This window comes from Campylobacter sp. MIT 99-7217 (genome assembly GCF_006864365.1).
Taxonomy (GTDB): Bacteria; Campylobacterota; Campylobacteria; order Campylobacterales; family Campylobacteraceae; genus Campylobacter_D.
The window spans coordinates 19,741-42,567 of record NZ_QHLJ01000011.1; the positions used below are offsets into that span (position 1 = coordinate 19,741).

Annotated in this window: 26 protein-coding genes; 4 read left to right on the plus strand and 22 right to left on the minus strand. The window is 34.0% G+C overall.

From position 1 onward, the window contains the following. Positions 1-62: 62 nt before the first annotated feature. Genes DMB92_RS08230 through aroQ form a run of 9 tightly spaced genes read right to left on the minus strand, consistent with a single transcriptional unit; the run spans position 63 to position 6,864 of the window. Positions 63-677: a TIGR00730 family Rossman fold protein gene (locus DMB92_RS08230; protein ID WP_142682582.1), complete on the minus strand. Its 615-nt coding sequence runs from the start codon at positions 675-677 to the stop codon at positions 63-65. A 1-nt stretch (position 678) separates the two neighbouring features. Beyond that, a complete protein-coding gene (gene fliY, locus DMB92_RS08235; RefSeq protein ID WP_142682583.1) occupies positions 679-1,515 on the minus strand; it encodes a flagellar motor switch protein FliY in 837 nt (278 codons plus the stop codon). After that, positions 1,512-2,591: a flagellar motor switch protein FliM gene (gene fliM / locus DMB92_RS08240; protein WP_142682584.1), complete on the minus strand. Its 1,080-nt coding sequence runs from the start codon at positions 2,589-2,591 to the stop codon at positions 1,512-1,514. The genes fliY and fliM overlap by 4 nt, the downstream gene beginning before the upstream one ends. Continuing rightward, complete coding sequence (locus DMB92_RS08245) at positions 2,584-3,291, minus strand: RNA polymerase sigma factor FliA (RefSeq protein WP_185900185.1); 708 nt, start codon at positions 3,289-3,291, stop codon at positions 2,584-2,586. Before DMB92_RS08245 ends, fliM begins: the two co-directional genes overlap by 8 nt. Next, the gene (locus DMB92_RS08250) at positions 3,266-3,628 is read right to left on the minus strand and encodes a hypothetical protein (protein WP_142682586.1); all 363 of its coding nucleotides are present in this window, start codon (positions 3,626-3,628) and stop codon (positions 3,266-3,268) included. Before DMB92_RS08250 ends, DMB92_RS08245 begins: the two co-directional genes overlap by 26 nt. Positions 3,629-3,655: 27 nt before the next feature. Then, on the minus strand, positions 3,656-4,519 hold the full coding sequence (flhG, locus tag DMB92_RS08255) for a flagella biosynthesis ATPase FlhG (RefSeq protein WP_142682587.1): 864 nt from the start codon (positions 4,517-4,519) through the stop codon (positions 3,656-3,658). Beyond that, positions 4,500-5,900, minus strand: coding sequence for a flagellar biosynthesis protein FlhF (gene flhF / locus DMB92_RS08260; protein ID WP_142682588.1), 1,401 nt, complete (start codon positions 5,898-5,900; stop codon positions 4,500-4,502). Before flhF ends, flhG begins: the two co-directional genes overlap by 20 nt. Beyond that, the gene (gene folK, locus DMB92_RS08265) at positions 5,869-6,393 is read right to left on the minus strand and encodes a 2-amino-4-hydroxy-6-hydroxymethyldihydropteridine diphosphokinase (protein WP_142682589.1); all 525 of its coding nucleotides are present in this window, start codon (positions 6,391-6,393) and stop codon (positions 5,869-5,871) included. Before folK ends, flhF begins: the two co-directional genes overlap by 32 nt. A gap of 3 nt (positions 6,394-6,396) precedes the next feature. Then, positions 6,397-6,864: a type II 3-dehydroquinate dehydratase gene (gene aroQ, locus DMB92_RS08270; protein ID WP_142682590.1), complete on the minus strand. Its 468-nt coding sequence runs from the start codon at positions 6,862-6,864 to the stop codon at positions 6,397-6,399. An 86-nt stretch (positions 6,865-6,950) separates the two neighbouring features. Between aroQ and DMB92_RS08275 the strand changes: the two genes are divergently transcribed. Both DMB92_RS08275 and sppA read left to right on the plus strand, forming a co-directional pair. Next, a complete protein-coding gene (locus DMB92_RS08275) occupies positions 6,951-8,171 on the plus strand; it encodes a metal-dependent hydrolase (RefSeq protein ID WP_142682591.1) in 1,221 nt (406 codons plus the stop codon). Continuing rightward, entirely contained in the window at positions 8,159-9,049 is an 891-nt protein-coding gene (sppA, locus tag DMB92_RS08280; protein ID WP_142682592.1) for a signal peptide peptidase SppA, read from the plus strand. Before DMB92_RS08275 ends, sppA begins: the two co-directional genes overlap by 13 nt. 2 nt (positions 9,050-9,051) lie before the next feature. Here the strand turns inward: sppA and DMB92_RS08285 are convergent, their stop codons facing one another. From DMB92_RS08285 to DMB92_RS08310, 6 genes are read right to left on the minus strand one after another with little or no spacing between them, the layout of a single operon-like run. Continuing rightward, positions 9,052-9,576: a hypothetical protein gene (locus DMB92_RS08285; RefSeq protein ID WP_142682593.1), complete on the minus strand. Its 525-nt coding sequence runs from the start codon at positions 9,574-9,576 to the stop codon at positions 9,052-9,054. Next, the gene (locus DMB92_RS08290) at positions 9,573-10,106 is read right to left on the minus strand and encodes a hypothetical protein (protein WP_142682594.1); all 534 of its coding nucleotides are present in this window, start codon (positions 10,104-10,106) and stop codon (positions 9,573-9,575) included. The genes DMB92_RS08285 and DMB92_RS08290 overlap by 4 nt, the downstream gene beginning before the upstream one ends. After that, positions 10,103-11,029 carry a hypothetical protein gene (locus DMB92_RS08295; RefSeq protein ID WP_142682595.1) on the minus strand — a complete coding sequence of 309 codons (927 nt, stop codon included), beginning with the start codon at positions 11,027-11,029 and terminating at the stop codon, positions 10,103-10,105. The genes DMB92_RS08290 and DMB92_RS08295 overlap by 4 nt, the downstream gene beginning before the upstream one ends. Then, on the minus strand, positions 11,011-11,667 hold the full coding sequence (locus tag DMB92_RS08300; protein WP_142682596.1) for a lysophospholipid acyltransferase family protein: 657 nt from the start codon (positions 11,665-11,667) through the stop codon (positions 11,011-11,013). The genes DMB92_RS08295 and DMB92_RS08300 overlap by 19 nt, the downstream gene beginning before the upstream one ends. After that, on the minus strand, positions 11,651-12,949 hold the full coding sequence (gene miaB, locus DMB92_RS08305) for a tRNA (N6-isopentenyl adenosine(37)-C2)-methylthiotransferase MiaB (protein ID WP_142682597.1): 1,299 nt from the start codon (positions 12,947-12,949) through the stop codon (positions 11,651-11,653). Before miaB ends, DMB92_RS08300 begins: the two co-directional genes overlap by 17 nt. Further along, positions 12,946-13,188 (minus strand): HP0268 family nuclease, encoded by a 243-nt coding sequence (locus tag DMB92_RS08310; protein ID WP_142682598.1) that lies wholly within the window; start codon positions 13,186-13,188, stop codon positions 12,946-12,948. Before DMB92_RS08310 ends, miaB begins: the two co-directional genes overlap by 4 nt. Before the next feature lie 115 nt (positions 13,189-13,303). Here DMB92_RS08310 and nusA point away from each other — a divergent pair, with 115 nt between their 5' ends. After that, positions 13,304-14,419: a transcription termination factor NusA gene (nusA, locus tag DMB92_RS08315; protein ID WP_142682599.1), complete on the plus strand. Its 1,116-nt coding sequence runs from the start codon at positions 13,304-13,306 to the stop codon at positions 14,417-14,419. Between the two features lie 2 nt (positions 14,420-14,421). Here nusA and mnmG read toward each other — a convergent pair whose 3' ends face one another. The 5 genes from mnmG to DMB92_RS08340 form a co-directional block, all read right to left on the minus strand. Continuing rightward, a complete protein-coding gene (gene mnmG, locus DMB92_RS08320; RefSeq protein WP_142682600.1) occupies positions 14,422-16,278 on the minus strand; it encodes a tRNA uridine-5-carboxymethylaminomethyl(34) synthesis enzyme MnmG in 1,857 nt (618 codons plus the stop codon). A gap of 134 nt (positions 16,279-16,412) precedes the next feature. After that, positions 16,413-16,835: a hypothetical protein gene (locus DMB92_RS08325; RefSeq protein WP_142682601.1), complete on the minus strand. Its 423-nt coding sequence runs from the start codon at positions 16,833-16,835 to the stop codon at positions 16,413-16,415. Between the two features lie 73 nt (positions 16,836-16,908). Next, positions 16,909-17,514 (minus strand): DedA family protein, encoded by a 606-nt coding sequence (locus DMB92_RS08330; RefSeq protein WP_142682602.1) that lies wholly within the window; start codon positions 17,512-17,514, stop codon positions 16,909-16,911. Positions 17,515-17,589: 75 nt separating this feature from the next. Further along, on the minus strand, positions 17,590-17,823 hold the full coding sequence (locus DMB92_RS08335) for a hypothetical protein (RefSeq protein ID WP_142682603.1): 234 nt from the start codon (positions 17,821-17,823) through the stop codon (positions 17,590-17,592). Positions 17,824-17,835: 12 nt separating this feature from the next. Then, positions 17,836-19,233 (minus strand): DUF3373 family protein, encoded by a 1,398-nt coding sequence (locus tag DMB92_RS08340; RefSeq protein ID WP_142682604.1) that lies wholly within the window; start codon positions 19,231-19,233, stop codon positions 17,836-17,838. A gap of 313 nt (positions 19,234-19,546) precedes the next feature. Between DMB92_RS08340 and prpB the strand changes: the two genes are divergently transcribed. Beyond that, positions 19,547-20,416 (plus strand): methylisocitrate lyase, encoded by an 870-nt coding sequence (prpB, locus tag DMB92_RS08345; protein ID WP_142682605.1) that lies wholly within the window; start codon positions 19,547-19,549, stop codon positions 20,414-20,416. A gap of 97 nt (positions 20,417-20,513) precedes the next feature. Here the strand turns inward: prpB and DMB92_RS08350 are convergent, their stop codons facing one another. Continuing rightward, complete coding sequence (locus tag DMB92_RS08350; RefSeq protein WP_142682606.1) at positions 20,514-21,947, minus strand: alpha-2,3-sialyltransferase; 1,434 nt, start codon at positions 21,945-21,947, stop codon at positions 20,514-20,516. Between the two features lie 230 nt (positions 21,948-22,177). After that, positions 22,178-22,321, minus strand: coding sequence for a hypothetical protein (locus DMB92_RS09195; RefSeq protein WP_185900184.1), 144 nt, complete (start codon positions 22,319-22,321; stop codon positions 22,178-22,180). Positions 22,322-22,827: the final 506 nt, after the last annotated feature.

A 22,827-nucleotide genomic window follows, 5' to 3' on the forward strand; every position in this document is an offset into this window, starting at 1 on the left:
ACTCATAAATTCATTAACTTTTTGATAAAAGAGTCAAAAAATCTTAAATCAAAAAACACACCCTATAAAAGCTGCTCTTTTAGGCTTTGAGTAATAAAATCAAGATCATCACTAATGCAATAATGCTTCTCATCACCCTTAGAGATAACTTCAAGATCAAGCAAGGAAGTTTTAATAAAATCATCAAGTCCTTGCCAAAAGTCCTTACCAAATAAAAAAATAGGCACACTTTTTCTAAATCCAATTTGCTTTAAAGTAAGTACTTCTAAAAGTTCATCAAGTGTTCCAAAGCCTCCGGGAAAAATCACAAAGGCAAGGCTTTTTTCAATAAGTGCCATTTTACGGACAGCCAAGCTTTCAAAGACTATGCTATATTCGATAAAATCATTAGATTTTTGTTCAAAGGGTAAGTGAATATTAAAGCCTATTGATTTCACGCCCTTTAAATTTAACTCTTCTTTTGCTTTTAAAGCGCCTTCATTTGCAGCTTGCATAATACCGCCACCACCTCCACTGATCACACTAAAACCGGCATTTACACATTTGTATGCAAGCATTTTTGCACAAGAATAGTAAAAATTATCTTGCTTAAGCCTTGCTGAACCAAAAAAAGTAATTGGATTTTCAAGCTCTTTTAAAGCTTGCAACTTATCAATATCTGTTTGAATTCTTTTCATCTTATCTTAACTGCTCTAATCTCTCTTTTTTACTACCTATATCAGTGATTTGCACGCCAAAATTACCATCGACGATCACAACTTCCCCATAAGCTATCCTTTTATCGCCAATTAAAATTTCAAGCGGATCATTAGCAAGTTGATTAAGTTCCACAACAGAACCTATATCCATAGTTAATACATCTTTTAAAAGCATTTTTTTATTGCCTATACGAACACGAACAGGCAAACGAACATCCATGATAAGATTGATATTTTTAAGCTCTTCTGCTGCTACTGAAATTTTCTTCTCAACATCATCTCCGCCTGACATACCAATACCCAAACCTTGATCTTTTGCAATAGAAGAATAAAGTCTTTGGTTAAAAACCAAGGCAATTTTTTCACTCAAATCAGCTATTTTTACATCAAAAAAATAAAGTTTCACAAAGTCCTGCAAATCTAAACTATCACCAACAAAATCGCATTTTTCAAGCTCAAAATCCATCTTAGGAATTTCTTTTTGCGCTCCAATGGTGGTTGAAAAAGCTGAAATGATATTTAAGATAGCTTCCTTTGCAGCATCCATTTCATCGGCACTAAGTTGATCATTACGAGAAATTTCTTCTTCCCCCATCATCCATTCGCCAATAGCACTCATTAAAACAGCACTTGCTAAAACTCCAAATTTTCCGCCTCCGCTAAGATTAAAAACGGCTCTAACTAAAGGAGGTTTCATCGTATCTTGAGTGCTTACATCAAATTCTTGATACTCGCTAAATTCAGCTGATTTACCCGTAAGTCCTTCTATAGTACTCGTAGCTTCATTGGTAAAAAATTTTAAAAACTCATTGATCATAGGATTTCTTCCTCCTCTTCATTTTCCCTTTCATCATAAACATTAGCTTTTGCGCGACGCTCTTCTTCGTATTTTTCCAAGATTTCTTTGATTTCATCTTTATCAGTGCGGATAAGCTCAGTGATTTTGATGGATTTTCTAAAACGATGCAAGCCAATTTGTGCCAAAAAGACTTCTTTTTTATCAATGCTAACTATAGCCTTATCATCAGCTTGTCTGTCAAGTCTTAAAATATCTCCTTGCTTAAGCTCTAAAAACTCATCAACACTGATCAAGGTTTTGCCTAAAATCGCCTCATAAACCACCTCAGCACGACCTATAAGTGTTTTGAGCTCTTTATTTCTTGATTTTTTAGCTGAAGTTTCACCCATCATGATATCACGATTTGCCAAGCGACTTAAAATACTTTCCAAATGCACCACAGGATAACAAATATTAACCATGCCGCTTGAATTTCCTATGATGATTTCCATAACAACCATGATAACGATTTCATTTTGAGCAACGATTTGAACAACATTTGGGCTTGATTCTTTAGCTTCAACGCTAGGATAAATTTCAGTTACGGTTGCCCAGCTTTCTTTGAGTCTTTGCATGATGATACGCAAAATACTATCAAGCAAATTTAGCTCTATATCAGTAAGCTCTCTTAAGGTTTCATAGCTTTCGCCCTGCCCTCCTAAGAGCCTATCTATCATAGGAAAAGCTATACTTGGATTGATTTCTAAAACGCAGTTTCCATCTAAGGGCTTGATAGAAAAAACATTGAAGCTAGTTGGGCTTGGTAAGCTCATCAAAAACTCCCCATAAGTCATTTGATCAACTGAGTGAAGCTTGATCTCAACGATACTTCTCATCATAGATGAAATTTGAGAGGCTAAATTTCTTGCTAATTTATCATGGATACCCTTGATAGAGCGAAGTTGCTCTTTTGAAACCCTGTTTGGACGCTTAAAATCATAAACAACGATATTTCTCTCATCTTTTTCTTCTTTTGAATGAGAAATACCGGTATCAGCATCATCAACAACCTCAAGTAAGGCGTCAATTTCTTCTTGGGATAATATCTCAGCCACTGACTATCCTTTCTCTAATTTTTTTCAAAAGCCTTTTATGAATTTGAGAAATTCGACTTTCGCTGATATTTAAAATTTCACTGATTTCTTTTAAATTTAATTCCTCATAATAATAAAGCTGAATAATAAGCTGATCTCGTTCTTTTAACTCATCTAAAATCTCATTAATCTTCTCAAGCAAGGCTTGTTTTTCTATCTTTTCCATAGTATTATCTTCTTGATAGAAATTAAGCTGATCATCTAAGGGTAAAACATAGCTTAAAGAATGAACCAAACGAACCTCTTTTATCTTTTCTACCTCTAAATTTAAAGCCTTTGCAAGATACTCATCATCAGGCTCGCATTCATGCTCTTGATAATACTCATCAATCAAAATATCTATATCTTTAATAATCTTTCTATTACCTCTACTTAATACATCAAGACTACGAAGATAATCAAGCATAGCACCATTAACACGCTTTTTTGCATAGCCCCAAAAACTATCATTTTGCTCTTTATCATAACGACGAGAAAGCTTGATCATCTCCTCAACGCCTACACCGATAAGATCATTAACATCTATATTTGATGGCAAACGCTCCTTAAGCCTAAAAGCCATAGCACGAAGAGCTGGCATATAGGAAACAACAAGTTCATCTTGCTCCTTTTTAAGAAGCTGTGCATAAGGATTATTAGGCTGCTCGTTGCTTTTTAGCATTTTTGCGTCTTTCTTTGGCATCATTTTTCTTAAGCTCGGCTCTTTCCTCATCGAGCTTTTCTAAGAGATGATCCATTTTCTTTTCTCTAATAGCTAGATCATTGATGATCACATTGCTAATATCTTCATATTTCTCTTTATTAAACATTTTTCCGCTAATTTTTTTAACATCAATAAAATACATGATAGAAATATGCACTAAAATATAAAAACAAAAGGTAATAAGGCAGGTAAAAATAAACATTTCCATAGCACCATCAATACTTACAACACTAAAAGCAAGTCCTATAAAAAAACCACAAACTGTAAAAAATGCTACGAAATTCTCCGGTCTCATTTTAAATTTCCTTCAATCTTTGCCAAATCAAAATCTTTCAATAATTTTCTTAAAGAAATTTGAAAAACTCTTCTTTGAAGCATCATCAAGCACTTTTTGTTCCAACCTATACAAAAGCTTAGAAACTAGAGCTTTAAACTCATCTGTAGCATTCGTATCCTCATCAGTAAAAAGTGTTCTTTTTTTAATACTACTACTTATATCTTTACTTTGACTTAAAAAACCTAGCAATTCGAGGCTTAAAGGGTGCTTGATATTCACTGCGGCAACCTTTTTGATATTCCCAAACACTCTTAAAGCCTCATCTTCATTTTTAACTGAATTTAAAAGCATCAAAAGATTTTCTTTCGTCTTAGAGCTTGCCTTAATCATCGCATAAGCATCAGTTATCGCGGCAGGATCAGGCACGGTAACGACCACAACCTCATCAGCCATTTCTAAGAAATTTTGTATATTACCCCCAATGCCAGCTCCTGTATCTATGATAAGAAAATCAAGATTATCTAAAACACTAGCTTGATTTAAAAAGCGTTCATAAATATTTTTATCATCATATTTTAAAATTTCATCTCCACTTTCTCCGGGTATGAGCCATAAATTTTCTTTAACCTCTATCAAAACATCTTCAAGAGAGCATTCGCTTCTTAAAACATGAAGTAAATTTTTATCCGCTCTCACATTTAAAAGTACATCTAAATTTGCAAGCCCGATATCCGCATCAAAAAGACCGACCTTATAGCCATTTTTTGCTAAAATATTTCCCAAATTTGCACTGATAGTGCTTTTTCCAACCCCACCTTTACCACTTGTGATCGCCACAAAATGCGTTCCCTTGTGTGGCTTTGATGTTTTTGACATTAAATTTTGAAGTTTATTTGCTTGATTCATCATCACTATCCCTCTTAAAACCCTCTAAGATACAATTAACCAAAAATTCACTATTAGCAAGCTCTATATCATCAGGAACTTCTTGACCCACAGAAAAAAAGCTCATAGGAACATTGATCTCATAAATCAAGGAAAAGATATTACCAAAAACCTTTGTTTCATCAAATTTAGTGATGATGAGCGTGTCTATGTTCAAAGAAGAGAAATTTTTGTAAATTTCTAATAAATCTTCATATTTGGTATTTGCTGAAATAACCAAATTCACATCAATTTGAGCATTTGAATGCGATAAAAATTCTTTTGTTTTTGCAAGCTTTCCTTGATCGTATTGTGAATTGCCTATGGTATCAACCAAAATAACCTCGCAGTGATTTAAATTTTTAATCGCCTCATCTAAATCCTTTGGCTCAATACTATCAATAATAGGAAGCTTCATCATTTTAGCATATTGAAAGAGTTGCTCAACAGCACCTATTCTATAAGTATCAAGCGTAATGATACCCGTTTTATAGCGTTTGTCCCCATAAGCATAACGAAAGGCTAGCTTTGCTAAGGTTGTCGTCTTCCCAACACCTGTTGGACCAACAAGCATCATAATTTTTTGCTTTTTTATCTCTGTTTCAGCCCTGCAAGGAAGCATATTGCGAAGCAAAGAATGAAAATACCTTGACACAGCTTCAGGATTACTTTTCATCATCGCTGGCATATTTTCAATCGTCGCTTTCATAATGGCTTCTAAATGCTCTTCTTTCATGCCACTTTCCTTAGCTTGCTTGTAAATACTAGCAAATTCAGGAGGAATGACAAGATTATTCCTAAGATCTGCCTTATCCTGCCACATCATATCAACAACTAAGCTTACTTGCTGGCTCAAGGCATTGATTTGCTTTTCAAAGGACTCCATTTTTTTATCATAACTTGGAGGAACACTTCTAGAAATTTCCTCACTTAGCCCTGTTACTTTGCCAATTTCTGAGCTTACCTCTGATAATCTTTGCTTAAAATTATCAAGCTTACTTTGAGCATTCATTTGTGTATTTATAGGCTTAGAATACGAAGAACTTGTTTTTGCTGCATTTGAAAAATCCAAAATCACATCTTCTTTATCATCAACCAAAGGATAAGTATTTTTGTTGGGTTTTGGTTCAGCTTTTACCTCGACTGAGCTTTTTTTATCTAAGCTTTTGCCCATTTTCTTAAGATGTGCTTCATAATCCTTTTCATCAATCGCTACAACAACTTCATATAAGGGCTTTTGAGTCATAGTTTTTGCTCTGATTTGCTTATGTGTTACTATCATAGCTTCATCGCCAAAATCCTGTTTAACTCTAGGAATGATCTCATCTGTATCTTCAACCGTGAAAGTATGAACCAATTTTCCCACAAAAATCCTTTCTTAAAAGTTCGCCCAAAGGCAAAATCACGCTCAACCTCTCATAAACACCTCCATGAGGCAAAGTACAATACTCATCTTGCTTAGTCTTTGCACTAAAATAAAGCAAGTCAAGATCAAGCGTTCTTGGAGCGTTTTTAAAACTCCTTGTGCGTTTAAATTTAAGCTCGTAATATAATAAAATTTTTAAAAGCATTCTTGCATGCAAAGAAGTTTGAACAAGCATAAGTGCATTTGTAAAATCCTTTTGCTCCTTATAACCAAAAGCTTCATTGATCAGTAAAGATGAAGTTTTTAAAACCCGTATCCTTTTATCTTGCATTAAGGCTCTAAAAAGCTGCTTGAAACGCTTTTTTTCATCAAAAATATTGCTTCCAAGTCCTATCAAGGCAAAATACTTACCCTCATTATAGCAAGAAGATGAAAACGGAAAAAAATTAATCCTTTGCATTTTTCTCACTCCTTGGACTTTGAAGCACTGCATAGGCTACTGATTAGCGTTTGCTTTTAATTTGGCAATTTGATCACAAATTTGCAAAATGCCCATTAAGGCTAAATGATAACTAAAAGCCCCAAAACCGATGATACTTCCAGCACAAACAGGAGCTATAAGGCTCTTATGACGAAATTCCTCTCTTCTATGCACATTAGTAATATGCACCTCGATTACAGGCAAATTTACAGCCGCTATCGCATCGCGAATCGCAACGCTTGTATGCGTATAAGCAGCAGCATTTAAGATAATACCATCAGCTGTTCCAAGGCATTCTTGAATTTTATCAACGATTTCTCCTTCAAAATTACTTTGAAAAAACTCAAGCTCAAGTCCTGGTTGTTGTGTGGCTGCGATCTTCATCTGCTCATGAATTTCTTCCATTTTCATAGGTCCATAGATAGCTGTTTCTCTAAGTCCTAGCATGTTGATATTTGGTCCTTGAATCACCATAATTTTCATTTGAAAACCTTTTTTTAAAAAATAAGCTCAATTATAGCATTTTAAAACTAAAATTTTGCTAGAATTTAGCTTTTAAAGGGAAGAAAATGAATATCATTGAAGCAAGATATATTTTTTTATGTGATGAAGATTTTAGTATTTTAGAAAACAAAGCCTTTGTATTTGATGAAAAAATCATCGAAATTGCAAATTTAAAAGACTTGCAAAAAAAATACCCTCAAGCAAAGCATATCAAAACTCCAAAAAATTCCTTAATACTTCCAGCCTTTATCAACCCTCACACTCATCTTGAATTTAGTGCTAATGCCTCAAATTTAGAATTTGGAGACTTTTTAATATGGCTTAAAAGTGTCATTTCTTGTAGGGATTTTTTAAGCAAAGAAGCCAAAGAAGAACTGATCTTAAAGACGATAAAAAGTATGCAAAAAAGTGGCACAGCTACAATAGGCGAAATTTCAAGCTTTGGCAGTGATTTAAGTGCTTGTGTGAAAAGTTCTATGCGTGTGATTTTTTTTAATGAAATCTTAGGAGTAAGCAAAGAAAATAGCGAGGAAAAAAAACTTGAATTTATGAAAAGATTTAATGAAAGCTTGAAATTTAAAAATGAGCTTTTTATCCCTGCTATTTCGGTGCATTCTCCTTACTCAACAAATGAAAATTTAGCTCGATTTGCCTTAAATTTAGCCAAGGAAAAAAACTTACTTGTAAGCACGCATTTTTTAGAAAATTCCTATGAAAATCTGTGGCTTAGAAAATCAAGGGGTAAATTTAAAAAATGGCTCGAATTTTTTGAAAAAGATCCTAAACCAAACTACGATATAAATTCATTTTTAAAGCTTTTTGAAAAACAAAGAACACTTTTTACACATTGTGTGTATTTAAAAGAATTTGAACTTTTGGATAAAAATTTACACTCAATCACTCATTGTGCTATGTCAAATCGCTTGCTTGGTAAAAAAACTTTTGACATAAAAAAAGCCCTTAAAAATGGTATAAACACTCATCTTGGAACGGACGGACTTAGCTCAAATACTTCTTTATCCATGCTTGATGAAATGAGAGCAAATTTAATGATACATTCTTACTTGGAGTTAGAAAAATTTGCTAAAATACTCATTTTAATGGCAACTTTAAAGCCAGCTAAGGCTCTTGATCTGAATTTAGGAGAAATTAAAGCTGGCAAAGAGGCTGATTTTAGTGTATTTGAAGTGAATGAATGCAGTTTAAACCAACTTCCTTTACATTTCATCTTACAAAGCAAAGAAGTTGCTTCTTTATTTATCAAAGGAAAAAAATGCGATTTATAAAATCATTTTTCAAGATGCTTGGCTCTTGTATAAACTATATCAACACCTATTTTAAAACCTTTGTTTTACTTCTACTAGTCCTTTGGCTTTTAAATACAAGCTCAAATACACCAAGTTCTTTGGCAAATTTGCAAAGAATTGATCTGCAAGGTCAAATCAACAATGTTGATAAACTCATAGAAACAATCAATAAAGCAAAAGATAATGAGGCGATTAAAGGGGTGCTTTTTGTCGTGGATTCTCCGGGTGGAGCTTTTGCCCCAAGTATGGAACTTGCTTTGGCGATAAAGGATTTAAAAAGCAAAAAGCCTGTCGTGGCTTATGCAAGCGGAACAATGGCAAGTGGAAGTTATCTTAGTGCTGCAAGTGCTAATAAAATCATCTCAAATCCTGCAAGTTTCATAGGCTCAATAGGCGTTATCATGCAAGGAGCTGATTTGAGTGAGCTTGCAAACAAACTTGGCATAAAGGCTCAAACCATAAAAGCTGGGACTTACAAAGAGGCTGGCACTTTTACAAGAAAATGGAGCGAAGAAGAAAAAGAGTATCTGCAAAATTTAGTCGAAAAAAGCTATGATATTTTTACTCACTTTGTTGCTGATGAAAGAAAGCTTGAGTTTCATCAAAGACAAAAATGGGCTGATGCGAGAGTATTTTTAGCCGATCAAGCCTTAGAGCTTGGACTCATCGATGAGCTTGGCAATATCCAAAAAGCAAAACTAGAACTTCAAAAGCTAAGTGGTGTAAAAACGGCGATTTGGGCTAAGCCTGATGTGGTGGATAAATTTATGGATAAGCTCTCTCAACAAAGTTCGAGCTTTATTGCCGAGCTTATCGATAAAATCCTTGCAAGTTCAAATTCCTTGCAAAGATTTTAAGATTATTTTGAGGAATAAACCTTAAAATTTAAGTCCATATCAATCTTATCTTGATTAATTTTAAGCTCAAAAGGAAAAACGATCTTTATAACATTATCATATTCATTTAAAGCTTCAATAAAAGCATACAAATCATTTGGAGTCTTTATCTTAGCTTTAAGATGAAAAAGGGCTTTAAGATATGGCTCTGTTTGGGTGATATTTTGCTCTTCTAGTTGCACCACCTCAAAAAAATCTCCAGCAAACTCCACAAATCTTTCCTTTTTGAAGGCTGTATCAAAATGAGTAAGGGTTTGATTATTCTCACTTATAAGCTCATCAAGCATAGCTTGACTTTGATTTAAAACATTTTGAATACTTTGGTTAATCAAATTTTGCGAAGCAAGATTTGAAGCAACAATCTTGTGTTTATTAACAAGAGGCAAGAGTAAAAAAATGATCAATAACCCACACAAAGCTACAAATACCAAAGCATATATGGCTAGGGTCAAAAATTTTGCATCTTCTAAACTCTTATCTGTTTTCACTCTTGAACTCCTGAAAGTTTTTTATTGATAGACAAAAAGCCATACCAGCCATTTTGTAGAGGATAAAAAGTTGTTCTACTCTCATCAAAGGTGCTTTTCAATGGAGTTTGTATCAATAAAGAAAACATTTCTTTAGTGGGCGTAACTCCACTTATTTTAAGACTATTTTCATTCATCTCAAGCTCATTTAAACGAATACTACCTGAGCTAATGACTATGCTAAAAAGATTGTTTAAGACCCTATTGATTTCTATTTCATTGCTGCCGTCTTTTCCCCTGATCTTTAAAGCTATATTTTTCCTCTGGCTTAAGGTCCTAAATGATTCTTCATTTTGTAAGGTTTTTTCTTGCATTTTAACAAGTTCTTCTTTTTTTTCACTCAGCTCACTACTTGTGAGTAAATACCTCGTCGCTAAGAAAAAATACACCAAAACAATAAAACCCAAAGCACCGATAAAAAATATCAACCAAATTTTTGTTAGCAAGCTTAGGGCTGATTTTAACTTTGGTTTGATAAAACTATAACTCATGCCTTAAGCTCCTTTTTCATTAATTCTCCCATAGTATCCAAGGTATCAACCTTAATCACACGAGGCTTGAGAAAAATTTCTCCCTCTATATAATCAAGTATAGCCTCACTAATATTTTCTGTATCAAAAATGAGCAAATCATCGATAAAATTGCCATTGTAAATAGGATTATTATAGTATTCTTGGATACTTGAAAAAACATAACGACACATATTCATATCATTTGCAAAATCTGTCAAATTTGCCTGATAACCAGATGATTCTTTCAGATCATCTAATTTTTCATTAAGCATTTTTTCAAGACCTTGGAAGTCAAAATCTTCTTCATTTTGGGGACTTTCTTCTCCTTCCTCCTCATCTTCTTCTGTATTTGTTTTTTCCTCTGCTATATCAAAAAAATTTCCAAAAAGAATTTCTTTGCCCCTACAAATCATCAAAGCAACGCAAGATACATGCCTATAAATACAAAGAGTAATCTTGCTAGGATCAAGTTTTGCAAGCCTTGCATGATAATAAAGCAAAATCAAGGGCGAATAAATAAGATCAAGTCCGCCATATTCGCTAAAAAGCTTTTTAAACTCTTCTAAGGAATTCTTTGCTGCATAAATTTGAGCATTTTCTATGCTTATACATTGCACATTCTTTGCGTTTACTCCAAATTTATCAAGCTCTTTGGGGTTAGAAGTAGGTACAAGCCCTTGTGCTGTAGCATCAAAAAAAACACTGACATAATAAAGCTGAAAATCCTTACTCAAGTCTTTAAGATATTCTAGGAGCATTTCCTTGCTCTCAAAACTCTTATCATAAGTTTGAATAATCTTTTTATTCTTAATCGTATGTGCCCTTAAAGTATTATTTTTACCCTCAAAAATAATACAAGCAAAAAGCTGGGTCATATATTTTCTTAAAGAGAAGAAGAACATTTCTCAAACCTTTCAAAGCCGTCCATTTGGGCTATTGCCTCAAGTTTTTGTTTTATCATTTCTTTAGCTTCATTTTTTTCCAAATTTTTCACACTCAAGGGCGAAATCCTATAAACGATGGTGCTAAAAGGTTTTGGTAAAATCATCTTATCCCAAGTTTTAAATTCCCAATACCTACTTGCCTCATAGTTTAAAAGCATTATTCCAACACCTTTTTTTTGAGCTATCATTACTGAACCATCAGAAACGCTGTGCCAAGGACCTCTTGGACCATCAGGAGTAATCACCACATCATCATTTTTATCTAAAACCTTAAAAGCTTCCTTAATCACAGCACTTGCACCCTTATATGTACTTCCTCTTATGGTGTTGATATTAAAAAACTCTATATTTTTAGCAATGATTTCTCCATCTTTATGATGAGAAATCATCACAAAAGCCTTTTTACCCAAAGCCTTATAGCCCATATATCTAAAAATAAAGGGCATAAAAGCAAGCCTTCCGTGCCAAAAGAGCAAAACACAAGGCGTATTTGTTGTTTTTTCTCCTATAAATTTCTTTCTACAGGTCATAAATATCAGCCACTGCAAAAGAAAAATCACAAAAGGCACAAAGCTAAATTTAAACCACTTCTCCATAAAGCACCATGCGTCTTGGATTGGTGATTTTCACCCTTTTTATCTGTCCTAAAAGCTCCTCGCTTCCATTAGTTTGAACCAAAAAATTTGTATTTGTCCGCCCAGCTACAGCATTTCCTGCACGAAGTTCTTCAAAAAGCACCTCAACTTCGGCATTTTTCTTAGTAGCTACGATCTCATCTAGGATCTCAGCATGGCGATTTTGCAAATGAGTAAGCCTTCTTGAAGCTGTTTTTTCATCGATTTGATTTGGCATTAAAGCAGCCTTTGTAAGCGGTCTTTTGGAGTATTTAAAGGAAAAAATTTGCTCAAAACGCACCCTTTCTATCACATCCATAGTCTCTTCAAAGTCCCTTTCACTTTCATTTGGAAAGGCCACTATGATATCAGTTGAAATGCTAACCTCAGGACAAAGCTCTTTAAGCTTAAAGGCTCTATTTAAATACCACTCCTTTGTATAACCTCTTTTCATAGCCTTCAAAATCTCATCAGAGCCACTTTGCAAAGGCATATGCATGGATTTGCAAATCTTTTCATTGCTTGAAAAAACCCTTAAAAATTTATCGTCCATGTGTAAAGGGTGAGGGCTGGTAAAGCGTATCCTTTCTAAGTTTTCTATCTCGCTAAGTCTTTGAAGTAAATCAGAAAAGTCTATTCTAGGATGGGCATTTGAAAAGCGTTTGCCATAATTATTTACATTTTGCCCTAGTAAAAAAATCTCCTTAACACCCTTTTCAACAGCCTTTTTTGCTTCTTTTTCTATGATATGAAAGGGTATAGAAATTTCATCTCCTCTGGTGTGAGGCACTATGCAGTAGGTGCAGCTTTTATCACAACCTATGGAGATATTTATCAAGGTTTTGTAAGGATTAACCCTAAAGTCTTCAAAGTCAAATTCACTTTCATCATATTCTAAATCAACACCAAGAAATTTAGGGGTATTTACAGCCTGAACGATTTTTGAAATATTCCTAGCCCCTAAGACAAAATCAACACTAGGCGCTCTTTTAAAGATCTCTTTTCCAAGATGAGAAGCAGTACACCCACAAACTCCTATCTTAGCACCTTCTTTTTTGACCTTTTCAAAACCGCCTACTTCTGAAAAAAGCTTATGCACGGGCTTTTCACGCACAGAACAAGTATTTATGAGTATGAGATCAGCTTCCTTGATATCCTCAGTTAGGCTATAATCTTCCTTTTTAGAAAGCTCAGCTATGATATGCTCGCTATCTCTTACATTCATCGCGCAGCCAAGGGTTTGTATGAAAAGCTTCTTACTCAAAGTATATGCACCTCATACATATAATCATCTTCATCAAGTCCGTATCTAACAACCCTATGATAAACACTTAAGCCTTTTTTTTCAAAATGCTTCACAAAAGCAAGCAAATCTTTGTGGGACATTTCCTTATCAAAATAAAAAAAGTTTTGACCTTCCTTGTCTATAGTCGCTTCAATCTTATCTAAAGATATAGTTTTTGGTTTTTCATTCGGTAGGTTTCTTGCTATTTTTAAATCCATTTTCATTTCCTTATAATTTGAATTTATGATTTTAGCAAATTTTACTTTTAATTAAACTTATTTATTATACAATTTTAATCTACAAAATTCTTTCAATAATTTAAAAGGGTTCATCGTGGAAAAGGTCATAGATATAATAGAATCAATAGCTAATGAAAAAAATTTACAACTTGAAGATGTTAAAGAAAGAGTAAAAATAGCCTTGATCAACACAGCTAAACATATATACGGAGAACAATATGAATTTTTTATTGATCCAAAAACACTTAATCTTTTTCAAAAAATCGTCGTTGTAAAAGACGATGATGAGAGATTAAAAGATGATAATGAACATTTTATCGCTCTTTCAAAGGCAAAAAAGGAAGCACCTGAAGTGGAAGTGGGCGATGAACTTACTTATGAATGCTCTTTAGAAAATTTAGGACGAACAGCCGTAAATACCTTACACAAAGAACTTGAATACCATATACAAAAATTACTTGAAGAAACTATACTTAAAAAATATCAAGATATGGTAGGAAAAATGGTCTTTGGTAGCGTGATACGCATAGATAGTGAAGAAAATACTTTCATAGAAATAGATGAGATTAGAGCCTTTTTACCACGAAAAAACCGCATTAAAGGCGAGAAATTTAAGGTTGCAGATGTTGTTAAAGCAGTCATTAGAAGAGTATTTACCGATAAAAATGGTATGAAAATGGAGCTTTCTCGCACAAGCCCTAAATTTTTAGAAGCCTTGCTTGAAGCAGAAGTACCTGAAATCAAAGATGAGCTTATAAAAATCGTAGCAAGTGCTAGAATTCCCGGAGAAAGAGCCAAGGTCTTACTTCAAAGTCTAAATGCAAATGTCGATGCAGTAGGTGCTACAGTGGGACAAAAAGGAGTTAGGATAAATGCAGTAAGTAGGGAACTTCACGATGAAAATATAGACTGCATAGAATACAGCGACCAACCAGCCATTCTTATCGCTCGTGCCTTAGCTCCAGCTATCATCACTTCAGTAAAAATTCAAAACACTCAAGAAGATGGCAAAGAGCTTAAAAAAGCTATCGTTACCTTAAACAGCGATCAAAAAAGTAAAGCCATAGGCAAAAGTGGGATTAACATACGCCTTGCTTCTATGCTCACGGGCTTTCTTATAGAACTTGAAGAAATTAATCTAAAACAAGAACAAAGCAAAAACAATGAAGAAGGGCTTAAAAATCTCGAAAATTTATTTAAAAATGTCTAAATTTATCTCTTAGCTTGCATTTTGATATAAATTTGCAAGATATCAAGGGCTGCTGGGGTTATGCCACTTATCTTACTAGCTGCAAAAAGAGTAGCTGGGGCAAATTTTTCAAGCTTTTCGCTTACTTCATTGCTAAGTCCTGAAATAGCCTTGAAATTAAAATTTGAAGGAATTTTAAGATCTTGCATAGCCCTCATTTTTTCAATCTGATCCCTTTGCATGCTCACATAATGATAATACTTAGCCTCATTTAAGATCTCATTTAAAGAATACTCATCCATTTTCTCAAAGCTCTTATCAAGCCTTTTAAGCTTATGCACATTAAAACTAGCCCTTGCAACTATTTTTTGAAGGCTCATTACAGCACTTATTTTTTCTTCTTCAAGCTCCTCTAAAAAGGCGTTATTTTTAGCATTTGGACTAAGTTCTGTTTGAAGTAAGAAGCTTAGGCCCTGCTCCTTATTTTTTCTAATTTTTTCGCAATACTCAAAGTCTTTTTGGCTTAAAAGCCTAAATTTAAAGCCATATTTTGCAAGTCTGGTGATGGCATTTTCCTCTCTTAAAAGCAAACGATACTCAGCCCTTGAGGTAAACATTCTGTAAGGCTCTTTAGTGCCCTTACTTACCAAATCATCTATCATAACCCCTATATAAGCTTCATCTCGCCCCAAAATAAAAGGCTCTTTTTCATCTATGGCTAGGGCTGCATTAATGCCAGCCATAAAGCCTTGTGCGGCTGCTTCTTCATAACCTGTTGTGCCATTAATTTGCCCAGCGCAGTATAAATTTTTGATTTTCTTACTCTCAAGGCTGTGAAAAAGCCCTGTTGGCTGGATAAAATCATATTCTATAGCATAGCCAAAGCGAGTTATTTTAGCCTCCTCAAAGCCTCTTATGCTTCTTAGCATTTGTCCTTGCACCTCATAAGGCAAGGAGGTTGAAAAGCCGTTGATATAATACTCACTTGCCTCAGCACTTTGAGGCTCGATGAAAAGATGATGGCTTGTTTTATCTGCAAAGCGGTTGATCTTATCCTCTATTGAGGGACAATATCTTGGTCCAACGCTTTGAATTTGCCCTGTAAAAAGCGGAGCTCTGTGAAAATTTGCCCTAATAAGCTCGTGGGTTTTTTCATTTGTCCTTGCTATGTAGCAAGGAAGCTGGGTTGGGTTAAAATTCTTGGTGCGAAAGCTAAAGGGCTTAGGCTTTTCATCGCCGTATTGAATCTCAAGCTTTGAAAAATCAATACTACTTGCAGCAACCCTTGGACAAGTGCCTGTTTTAAGGCGTTCAAGCTCTATGCCAAGCTCTTTTAAAGAAGCACTAAGAGCATATGAGGCCATTTCTCCAACCCTGCCAGCTTCTATCTTATTTTCTCCAATATGAATAAGCCCGCTTAAAAAAGTGCCCGTCGTTAAAATTATCTTTTTAGCAAAATATTCATTTTTTAAATTTGTTCTAAGCCCTATAACTTTGTCTTTTTCAAAGATTAAACTAAGGACTTGTTCTTGAGAAATATCTAAATTTTCAAGGCTTAAAAGCTTATTTCTGGCATAAATTTTATATCTATCCATATCAATTTGAGCCCTTGAGCCCCTAACAGCTACGCCCTTGCTCTCATTTAATATGCGAAACTGTAAGCCAGCCTTATCAGTAAGCTCGCCCATAAAACCGCCCATAGCATCAAGTTCTTTTACCAAATGCCCCTTAGCAAGCCCACCAACTGCAGGATTACAACTAGCTGCTCCAATTTGTTCTATGAGCGTGGTTAAAAGCAAGGTTTTCTTGCCCATCCTAGAAGCTGCCCCACTTGCTTCTATACCAGCATGCCCTCCTCCAATAACTATAATATCAAACATTCTTATCCTTAATGAAAAGCGAAATTATACTATATTTTGCCTCAAGTTAAGCTAAATTTAAAGGGGCTTTAAGGCTTTTTACTACTTTTGCTTAAAAGCTTTTTTGTGTTTTTTAAAAACAAATCAAATTTTAACTATCTTAGCTCTCTACCATTTTCTTTTATTCTATCGTTTAGAATTCTAAGATTGTCTTTATACTTTTGCTCTGGATTATTTTTTATATCATCTTGTATCTTTTGACCAGCGCTATTAAAGAGTTCTTTTAAACCCTTTTTTACACCCTCTGTAAGATAATTGTTTATATTCTTATTATGAAAGGTATCAAGTACTAGCACAAGAGTTTTTATTGCTTGCCAATCCTCCCTAATTAAGTCCCACTCTATACTATTTAACTTTTCATCTATCTTCAAAGCAAAAAACCTACAAGTATAAAAATGAGCATTTTTACTTTGACAATCTTTTATAAATTTATCATAGTCTTTAAATATCTCCTCAGCCCATGCTAAATTTACACAAAGAAAGGCTAAGGCTAAAATTAAGCTTTTTAAATTTTTCATGTTTTTTCCTTAAATTTTTAAAAGAAGCAGTCTATCAAAAAAAATGCAAGACCTTTTTTTAATGGGCTTAAGTTTAAGATTTTTTAGAAAAAGGCTTTTTAACCTTGATATAAATCAAGCTTGCAAGCACGGCAAAGATAACTAAGCCTATGAGTATTTCCTTAAGATAAAGGCGGATTAGTTCTTCATTTTGTCCTACAAAATACCCAAGTAAGCTTAAAATACTCACCCAAATAAAACTTCCAAGCCCTGTATATAGGATAAAATTAAACATTTTCATCTTTGCAAGCCCTGCTGGCATGGAAATGTATTGACGAATTCCGGGCAAAAGACGGCAAATAAAGGTTGAAAATTCCCCATGTTTTTCAAAAAATTCTTCAAATTTAGAAAATTTAGCCTCATTTATGCCTATGTATTTACCAAAACGCAAGATCACGCTTCTACCCCAAAAAAAGCAAAGATAGTAGTTAATCAAAGCTCCAAATATAGAGCCTAAAACCCCACAAAGTATGCAAAGATAGAGATTTAACTCCCCTTTAAAAGCCAAATACCCAGCAGGTATCATCACGACCTCACTTGGAAAAGGGATAAAACAACTCTCAAGTGTCATCAAAAAGATGATACCCACATACCCCCACTGACTTGCTAAATTTAAAAAAAAGTCGATAAATTCTTGCATGAGTTCCGTTTAAAGTAGAATTTTGTGTATTTTATCTTAAAAATTTAAATTCAAGGCAAAAGCCTTGAATTTTATTTATTTACCCGCAAAAGAAGCTTGGTTTGGATTATCCGCTGCTCTTGCAAGAAGACACTCTCTAAGCTCGTTTGCATCAGCTGCGTTATCAACCTTGTTTTTAACCCATCTTTCAATTTGTGCCATTGTCTTTGAAGCAGGATCAGGAGCGCTGTATTTACTTGCCAAACTTGCACAATCAGCCAAAGCGATCACAGGCAAGCTTGCTAAAATCACTAAAGAAATTTTTTTCATACCAAGCCTTTCTTAGAATTTGACATTATACATAAGCATAATGTTTTGTGCTGTGTTTTCATTCCAGCCACTTGCTGCTTTACCTTTGCCCGGTGCACCACCAAGTGGTGTTCCACGATTTCCCCAAAGGTTTTTGATATAAGTATAGCTTAGGCGGAAGAATTGGTTTTTATCGTATTGATATATCGCATAAAGATCGCCTGCATGTCCTCTAGTCATACGCAAATTTAAAGGATCGTTAAAGCTTGGACGGCTCATAGTATACCAAAAACGGCTTCCATAAAAATACTCAGCACCTAGCTTAAATGCTTGAGAAAAATCATATCTTCCACCAACATGCACAGAATAACCATTTTTTTCATTGAAAGATACTGCATTTTTAACGGTTTGATAAGCAGGGTGACTTGATGGCAAGATGATAAAATCGGTATTGGCATTGCTTCCTTTATAATACCCCAAAGATCCAAAATAATTAAACCCACTTCCACCTATGTTGTAAGATTCAAAATGAAGATTAATCAAATCAGAATTACCTAAATTTTTAACTCCAGCCCCACCGATAAAAGCGTTGATTTGGTTATTATCTACAGGCAAAGAAAAATTTTGAAGTCTTGCATAAGAAAGGATAAGCAAGTTGTTATCAAAGCCTATACTATCGATATAAGGCACTTTACCTTCTACTGAAACATAGTAAAGATCGCTATCTGCTACATCGCCACTATCGCTGATCCAGTCTCTTACTTGACCCTCTTCGTCCCATTGATAAATTCTTCCATAACCTGCTCTTGCAGCAAAAGAATACTCTTTTAAAAACTCAGGCTTATAAGTCAAAAACACAGCATCGCCCAGTGTATTTACGATAAGAGCCGGGTAGGTTGCTTGTCTTAGGGAGTTGTTTCTAAGATTGCTTCCCGGACCCTCAGTTCCTGGTTGGCGTCCTATAGTCGCGATAAGCTCTGGAGTGAAGCTAAGATCCACATAAGCACGGCTTACATAAAGGGCTGCACCTGAGGTAGAAAGGTTGCGTCCTGTATCGATGTCAAGAGGTCTATTTTTATACTGGATACCCATTTGTCCCCAGTTTTTCGCCATAGATAAACGACCATAAAATTTGGTATATTCATTAATATTGGCGTTCATGTCAAGGTTAAGCTCCCCTGCCCATTTGTTCAAGGCTTGAGCCTTGTCAGCATCGCCGATACCTTTTAAATAAGTGTTTGAAACACCTGTTGAAAAGTCAAGCTTAAACTTGATCTTGTCAAGGGTTGATTGAAACTCTGTTTCATCTAACCTTTCGTTGAGTTCATCTACTTGTGCCTGAAGTTTTTTTATATCTGCATCTGTTGGAACAGCATACAAAGAACTTGCTACAAGGCACGAAGCTAACATAAGAGGCATTTTTGCTTTCATGTTGCATTCTCCTTCTAAAATAAAAATCTTTGCATTATACTACAATAAAACTTAAATATTAATATTTATTTAAAAATTTATTTGTTTTATTTTTAAATTGTTTCAAAATTTCATATTTTATATAAAGCTTTTACTCAAACAAAAATAAACTTAACGAAGATAATTTAAATTTAGTGCTAAGATAATGTTCTAAAAATTCACACAAAAAACAAAGTTTTCATACAAATTTGTAAAAATTTTATTTTTTGATAAAAAAGGCATTATAATATTTTATCTTAAAAATTTAAAAATTTATAGAACAAAAGGAGAATAAATGAGTGCTACTAAGAAATTTAAAGAACTTGTAAGAACCTCTAAGCCCCTTATCATAGTAGGAACTATCAATGCTTACTCAGCCTTGCAAGCTACTAAGCTAGGACACAAGGCCTTGTATCTTTCAGGAAGCGGAGTAGCAAGTGCTAGTTACGGCCTAGCTGATCTTGGCATTATTGGCTTAGAAGAAGTTTGCATTGATGTTAGAAGAATATGCAGCAGGGTTGATACCCCCTTGCTTGTGGATGCTGATACGGGCTTTGGAGGAGCCTTTAATATAGCAAGGACTGTAAAAGAGCTTATTCGCTCAGGTGCAGCTGCTACTCATATAGAGGATCAGGTTGCTCAAAAACGCTGCGGACACCGCCCAAATAAAGAACTAGTAAGCACTGATGAAATGTGTGATAGGATAAAAGCAGCCCTTGATGCAAAGATAGATCCAAATTTCACCATAATGGCAAGAACGGATGCTCATGCTATAGAGGGTCAGCAAAGAGCCATTGAAAGAGCGGTGGCTTACGCTGAGGCTGGGGCTGAAATGATCTTTGCTGAGGCCATTTCAAGCCTTGAGGAATATGCAGCCTTTACTAAGGCCTTAAGCGTTCCTGTGCTAGCTAATATAACTGAGTTTGGCAAAACCCCTTATTTTAGTGCCAAAGAGCTTGGCGAGGTTGGTATAGACATGGTTTTATATCCTCTTTCAGCTAATAGGGCTATGAATAAGGCAGCTTGTGAGGTTTATAAGAGCATCTTAAAAAACGGTCATCAAAAGGAGGTTTTAAATTTAATGCAAACAAGGGAGGAGCTTTATGAAATGCTTGATTATTATGCTTATGAGCAAAAATTAGACGCTTTGTTTAAAGAAAAATAAGACTAAATTTTTTTTACAAAAAGGCGATATAAGATTAAATCTTTTCAAAATATTGCTTTTAAGCTCACTTCGGTGAGCTTTTTTATTTTTAATCTTATTATAGCTTCCCCCTAAACTCCCTCTCAAGTTTTTTAGCCTCAAAGTAAAACTTAATATATCCACCCTTATACCAAGTCTTATCAGCTTTCATAATTGCTTCTCCAAGCTTATAAGTAAAACATTCCTTTTCTTTTAAGGCTTTTTCATAGTCAGCATAAGTTTCAAGTTTAGGTAATGCTAAATTTGGATTTTGTTTTATAAGAGCTTCTAAAGCATTTTGTTCTTTTTTATGTTTTGCTCTTATGTAAGATAACACAAAAGGCAAAGATAAAATTCCAAATAAGCTTTTATTGCAAATTATAATTGCTTGACCTAGTTTATAGGCTAGATGATTTCTTACTCTTGTTAGAGCTGAAGTTTTTATGCTTTCTTCTAAATTTAAACTTATTTTTGGTTCTAGCTTACTTAGTTTCAAACCTAAGCTTTTTTCTAGTTTTTTAAGCTCTAATTTTTTAATACTTTCATCTAAGCTTAAATTCTTTAGTTCTTGTTTTTGTTTGAGTATGGGTAGGGAAGTTAGCTCGTTTTGTAGGGTTGAGATTTGGATTTTTAAATTTGTATTTTCATTTTGTAAAGTGCCTAGTTTTCTAGTATCCATAACAGCACAATACTCATCTATTATCTCCTTATACACTTCAACGGGCGGGATTAGATGGTTGAAGTTATATTCTTTGGGAATTTGAAAATGAGTATTTTGAATGTCTTTAAAATCCACTTCAAAGTCTAATTTGCAAGCATTTGCTAAGAAAAAATTTATAATATCGCTAGTATAAAACTGCCTTGCATCCTCAGCCCAAGTTTCCACATTTACATGAAATTCGCTGAATTTTTTATCCTTATTTATAAAAAGCTTTGTATTCTCAAGCTTAAAATTTTTATGAACGCTTATAAACTGGTTTATGAAACCCATTTCTTTCGTGAAAATTTCATTTTCATTTTCAAAAGCTACACTAGAAAAATTTCTTACCATACCAAACCAACCAGGCGGGATTTGCAGAGCCTTTTCTCTATTTTCCATATTATTCCACGAGTGAATCCCTAAAAGATAGAAACCATTTAGCTCTTTAGCAAAGGCAAGTTTGGTATCCTCGTTTAATCTATAAATTCTCTCGTTAAAGGCCGAGTTTTTTATGATTATCTCTTTTAAATTCCCGTTTAAAAGTTTCATTTGGCTAGGATTTATAATTTTAAACTTGGGCAAATCGTTTTTTAGATTTGTCCTTGGTTTTTGATAGTATGGCAGGGAATTTATAATATTTTTACCAAACTCACAAATTATCCTCGCTTGTTGATGTCCCCCATCAATGCGTGAGCCAAACTCAAAAAGCTCGTATTTTTCATAATACTCTTGCATATCTATGAAATTTAAACCAAACTCAAGACTTAGTTTAGCATGAATTTTATGTATAAGCTTCTTAATCCTTGAGTCCATCCACCCTGAACACTCTGGCAAGCAAAGTACTAAAACTTTTTTATTTAAAAGAGCTAGGCTTTTGTAAAGATAGTAAAGGTCTCTATAGATAAGCTCTAGTGGGAATTGCTGTTTTAAAAAATAGTTGTGAATTTCGTTTATACTGCTTTCTGTTATGATAAGCTCTGCATTTTTAAAAAACTCTTTGTGCCTTTGAACTTCATATAAATTTTGTATAGCGGTGCAACCTCCTAAAGCAAGGTTATGAAACTCATATCCCCCCCCCCCACAGTCGTCGAGCTTTCGTTGATTTGATTAATAGCTTCTTTTAAACCTTTTTGAAGTCCATTGACCTTAAGACTATTACTACCGCCAAGCAAAATAATATTTTTCATTTTTTCTCGCTTTTAAAATTTATTTTAAAAATCAAATTATAACCAAATTTCATTTTTTTTTTTTTTTGAAATTTTAGATTTTTTGATAATTATCCCCAAACAAACACAAAAACCAAAAAACACAAAGCAACAAGGTGGAATTAAAAGCAAAGATGGAATTTATCATTTGAGTGATTTAGATATAAAAAAATCAAAGCTAAAGATTAAAGCCTTAAATCTGAATTTTAAAAACTAACAAATCCATTGAAAATAAGGTATAGACTTAAATTTCAAGATTTAAATCTAAAAATTCAAATTTGAAAAGCTAAAAATCAATAAAACTTTTAAAAGAGTTGAAAGCATAATTTCAAAGCTTTAAATTCAAAAAATCAAACTTAATAAGCTCTTTGAGTATAAAGCATAAACTTAAAACTTAAAACCTAAAATCCTAGAATTTAAGATGGTAAAGAATAAAAGCATTCAAGCAAACTAAACAGCCATAAAAAGAATATTAAGAATAAAGAGCA

Coding starts and splice junctions, on each gene's coding strand:
- DMB92_RS08275 (WP_142682591.1), top strand. CDS start 6,951: ATGAATATCATTGAAGCAAGATATATTTTTTTATGTGATGAAGATTTT.
- folK (WP_142682589.1), bottom strand. CDS start 6,393: ATGCAGTGCTTCAAAGTCCAAGGAGTGAGAAAAATGCAAAGGATTAAT.
- fliY (WP_142682583.1), bottom strand. CDS start 1,515: ATGATCAATGAGTTTTTAAAATTTTTTACCAATGAAGCTACGAGTACT.
- DMB92_RS08325 (WP_142682601.1), bottom strand. CDS start 16,835: ATGAAAAATTTAAAAAGCTTAATTTTAGCCTTAGCCTTTCTTTGTGTA.
- DMB92_RS08290 (WP_142682594.1), bottom strand. CDS start 10,106: ATGAGTTATAGTTTTATCAAACCAAAGTTAAAATCAGCCCTAAGCTTG.
- DMB92_RS08230 (WP_142682582.1), bottom strand. CDS start 677: ATGAAAAGAATTCAAACAGATATTGATAAGTTGCAAGCTTTAAAAGAG.
- DMB92_RS08245 (WP_185900185.1), bottom strand. CDS start 3,291: ATGCTAAAAAGCAACGAGCAGCCTAATAATCCTTATGCACAGCTTCTT.
- DMB92_RS08295 (WP_142682595.1), bottom strand. CDS start 11,029: ATGTTCTTCTTCTCTTTAAGAAAATATATGACCCAGCTTTTTGCTTGT.
- DMB92_RS08330 (WP_142682602.1), bottom strand. CDS start 17,514: ATGCAAGAATTTATCGACTTTTTTTTAAATTTAGCAAGTCAGTGGGGG.
- aroQ (WP_142682590.1), bottom strand. CDS start 6,864: ATGAAAATTATGGTGATTCAAGGACCAAATATCAACATGCTAGGACTT.
- mnmG (WP_142682600.1), bottom strand. CDS start 16,278: ATGTTTGATATTATAGTTATTGGAGGAGGGCATGCTGGTATAGAAGCA.
- DMB92_RS08310 (WP_142682598.1), bottom strand. CDS start 13,188: ATGGATTTAAAAATAGCAAGAAACCTACCGAATGAAAAACCAAAAACT.
- DMB92_RS08250 (WP_142682586.1), bottom strand. CDS start 3,628: ATGAGACCGGAGAATTTCGTAGCATTTTTTACAGTTTGTGGTTTTTTT.
- DMB92_RS08300 (WP_142682596.1), bottom strand. CDS start 11,667: ATGGAGAAGTGGTTTAAATTTAGCTTTGTGCCTTTTGTGATTTTTCTT.
- DMB92_RS08335 (WP_142682603.1), bottom strand. CDS start 17,823: ATGAAAAAAATTTCTTTAGTGATTTTAGCAAGCTTGCCTGTGATCGCT.
- DMB92_RS08350 (WP_142682606.1), bottom strand. CDS start 21,947: ATGGACTCAAGGATTAAGAAGCTTATACATAAAATTCATGCTAAACTA.
- sppA (WP_142682592.1), top strand. CDS start 8,159: ATGCGATTTATAAAATCATTTTTCAAGATGCTTGGCTCTTGTATAAAC.
- flhG (WP_142682587.1), bottom strand. CDS start 4,519: ATGATGAATCAAGCAAATAAACTTCAAAATTTAATGTCAAAAACATCA.
- DMB92_RS08340 (WP_142682604.1), bottom strand. CDS start 19,233: ATGAAAGCAAAAATGCCTCTTATGTTAGCTTCGTGCCTTGTAGCAAGT.
- DMB92_RS09195 (WP_185900184.1), bottom strand. CDS start 22,321: ATGAAAAATATTATTTTGCTTGGCGGTAGTAATAGTCTTAAGGTCAAT.
- prpB (WP_142682605.1), top strand. CDS start 19,547: ATGAGTGCTACTAAGAAATTTAAAGAACTTGTAAGAACCTCTAAGCCC.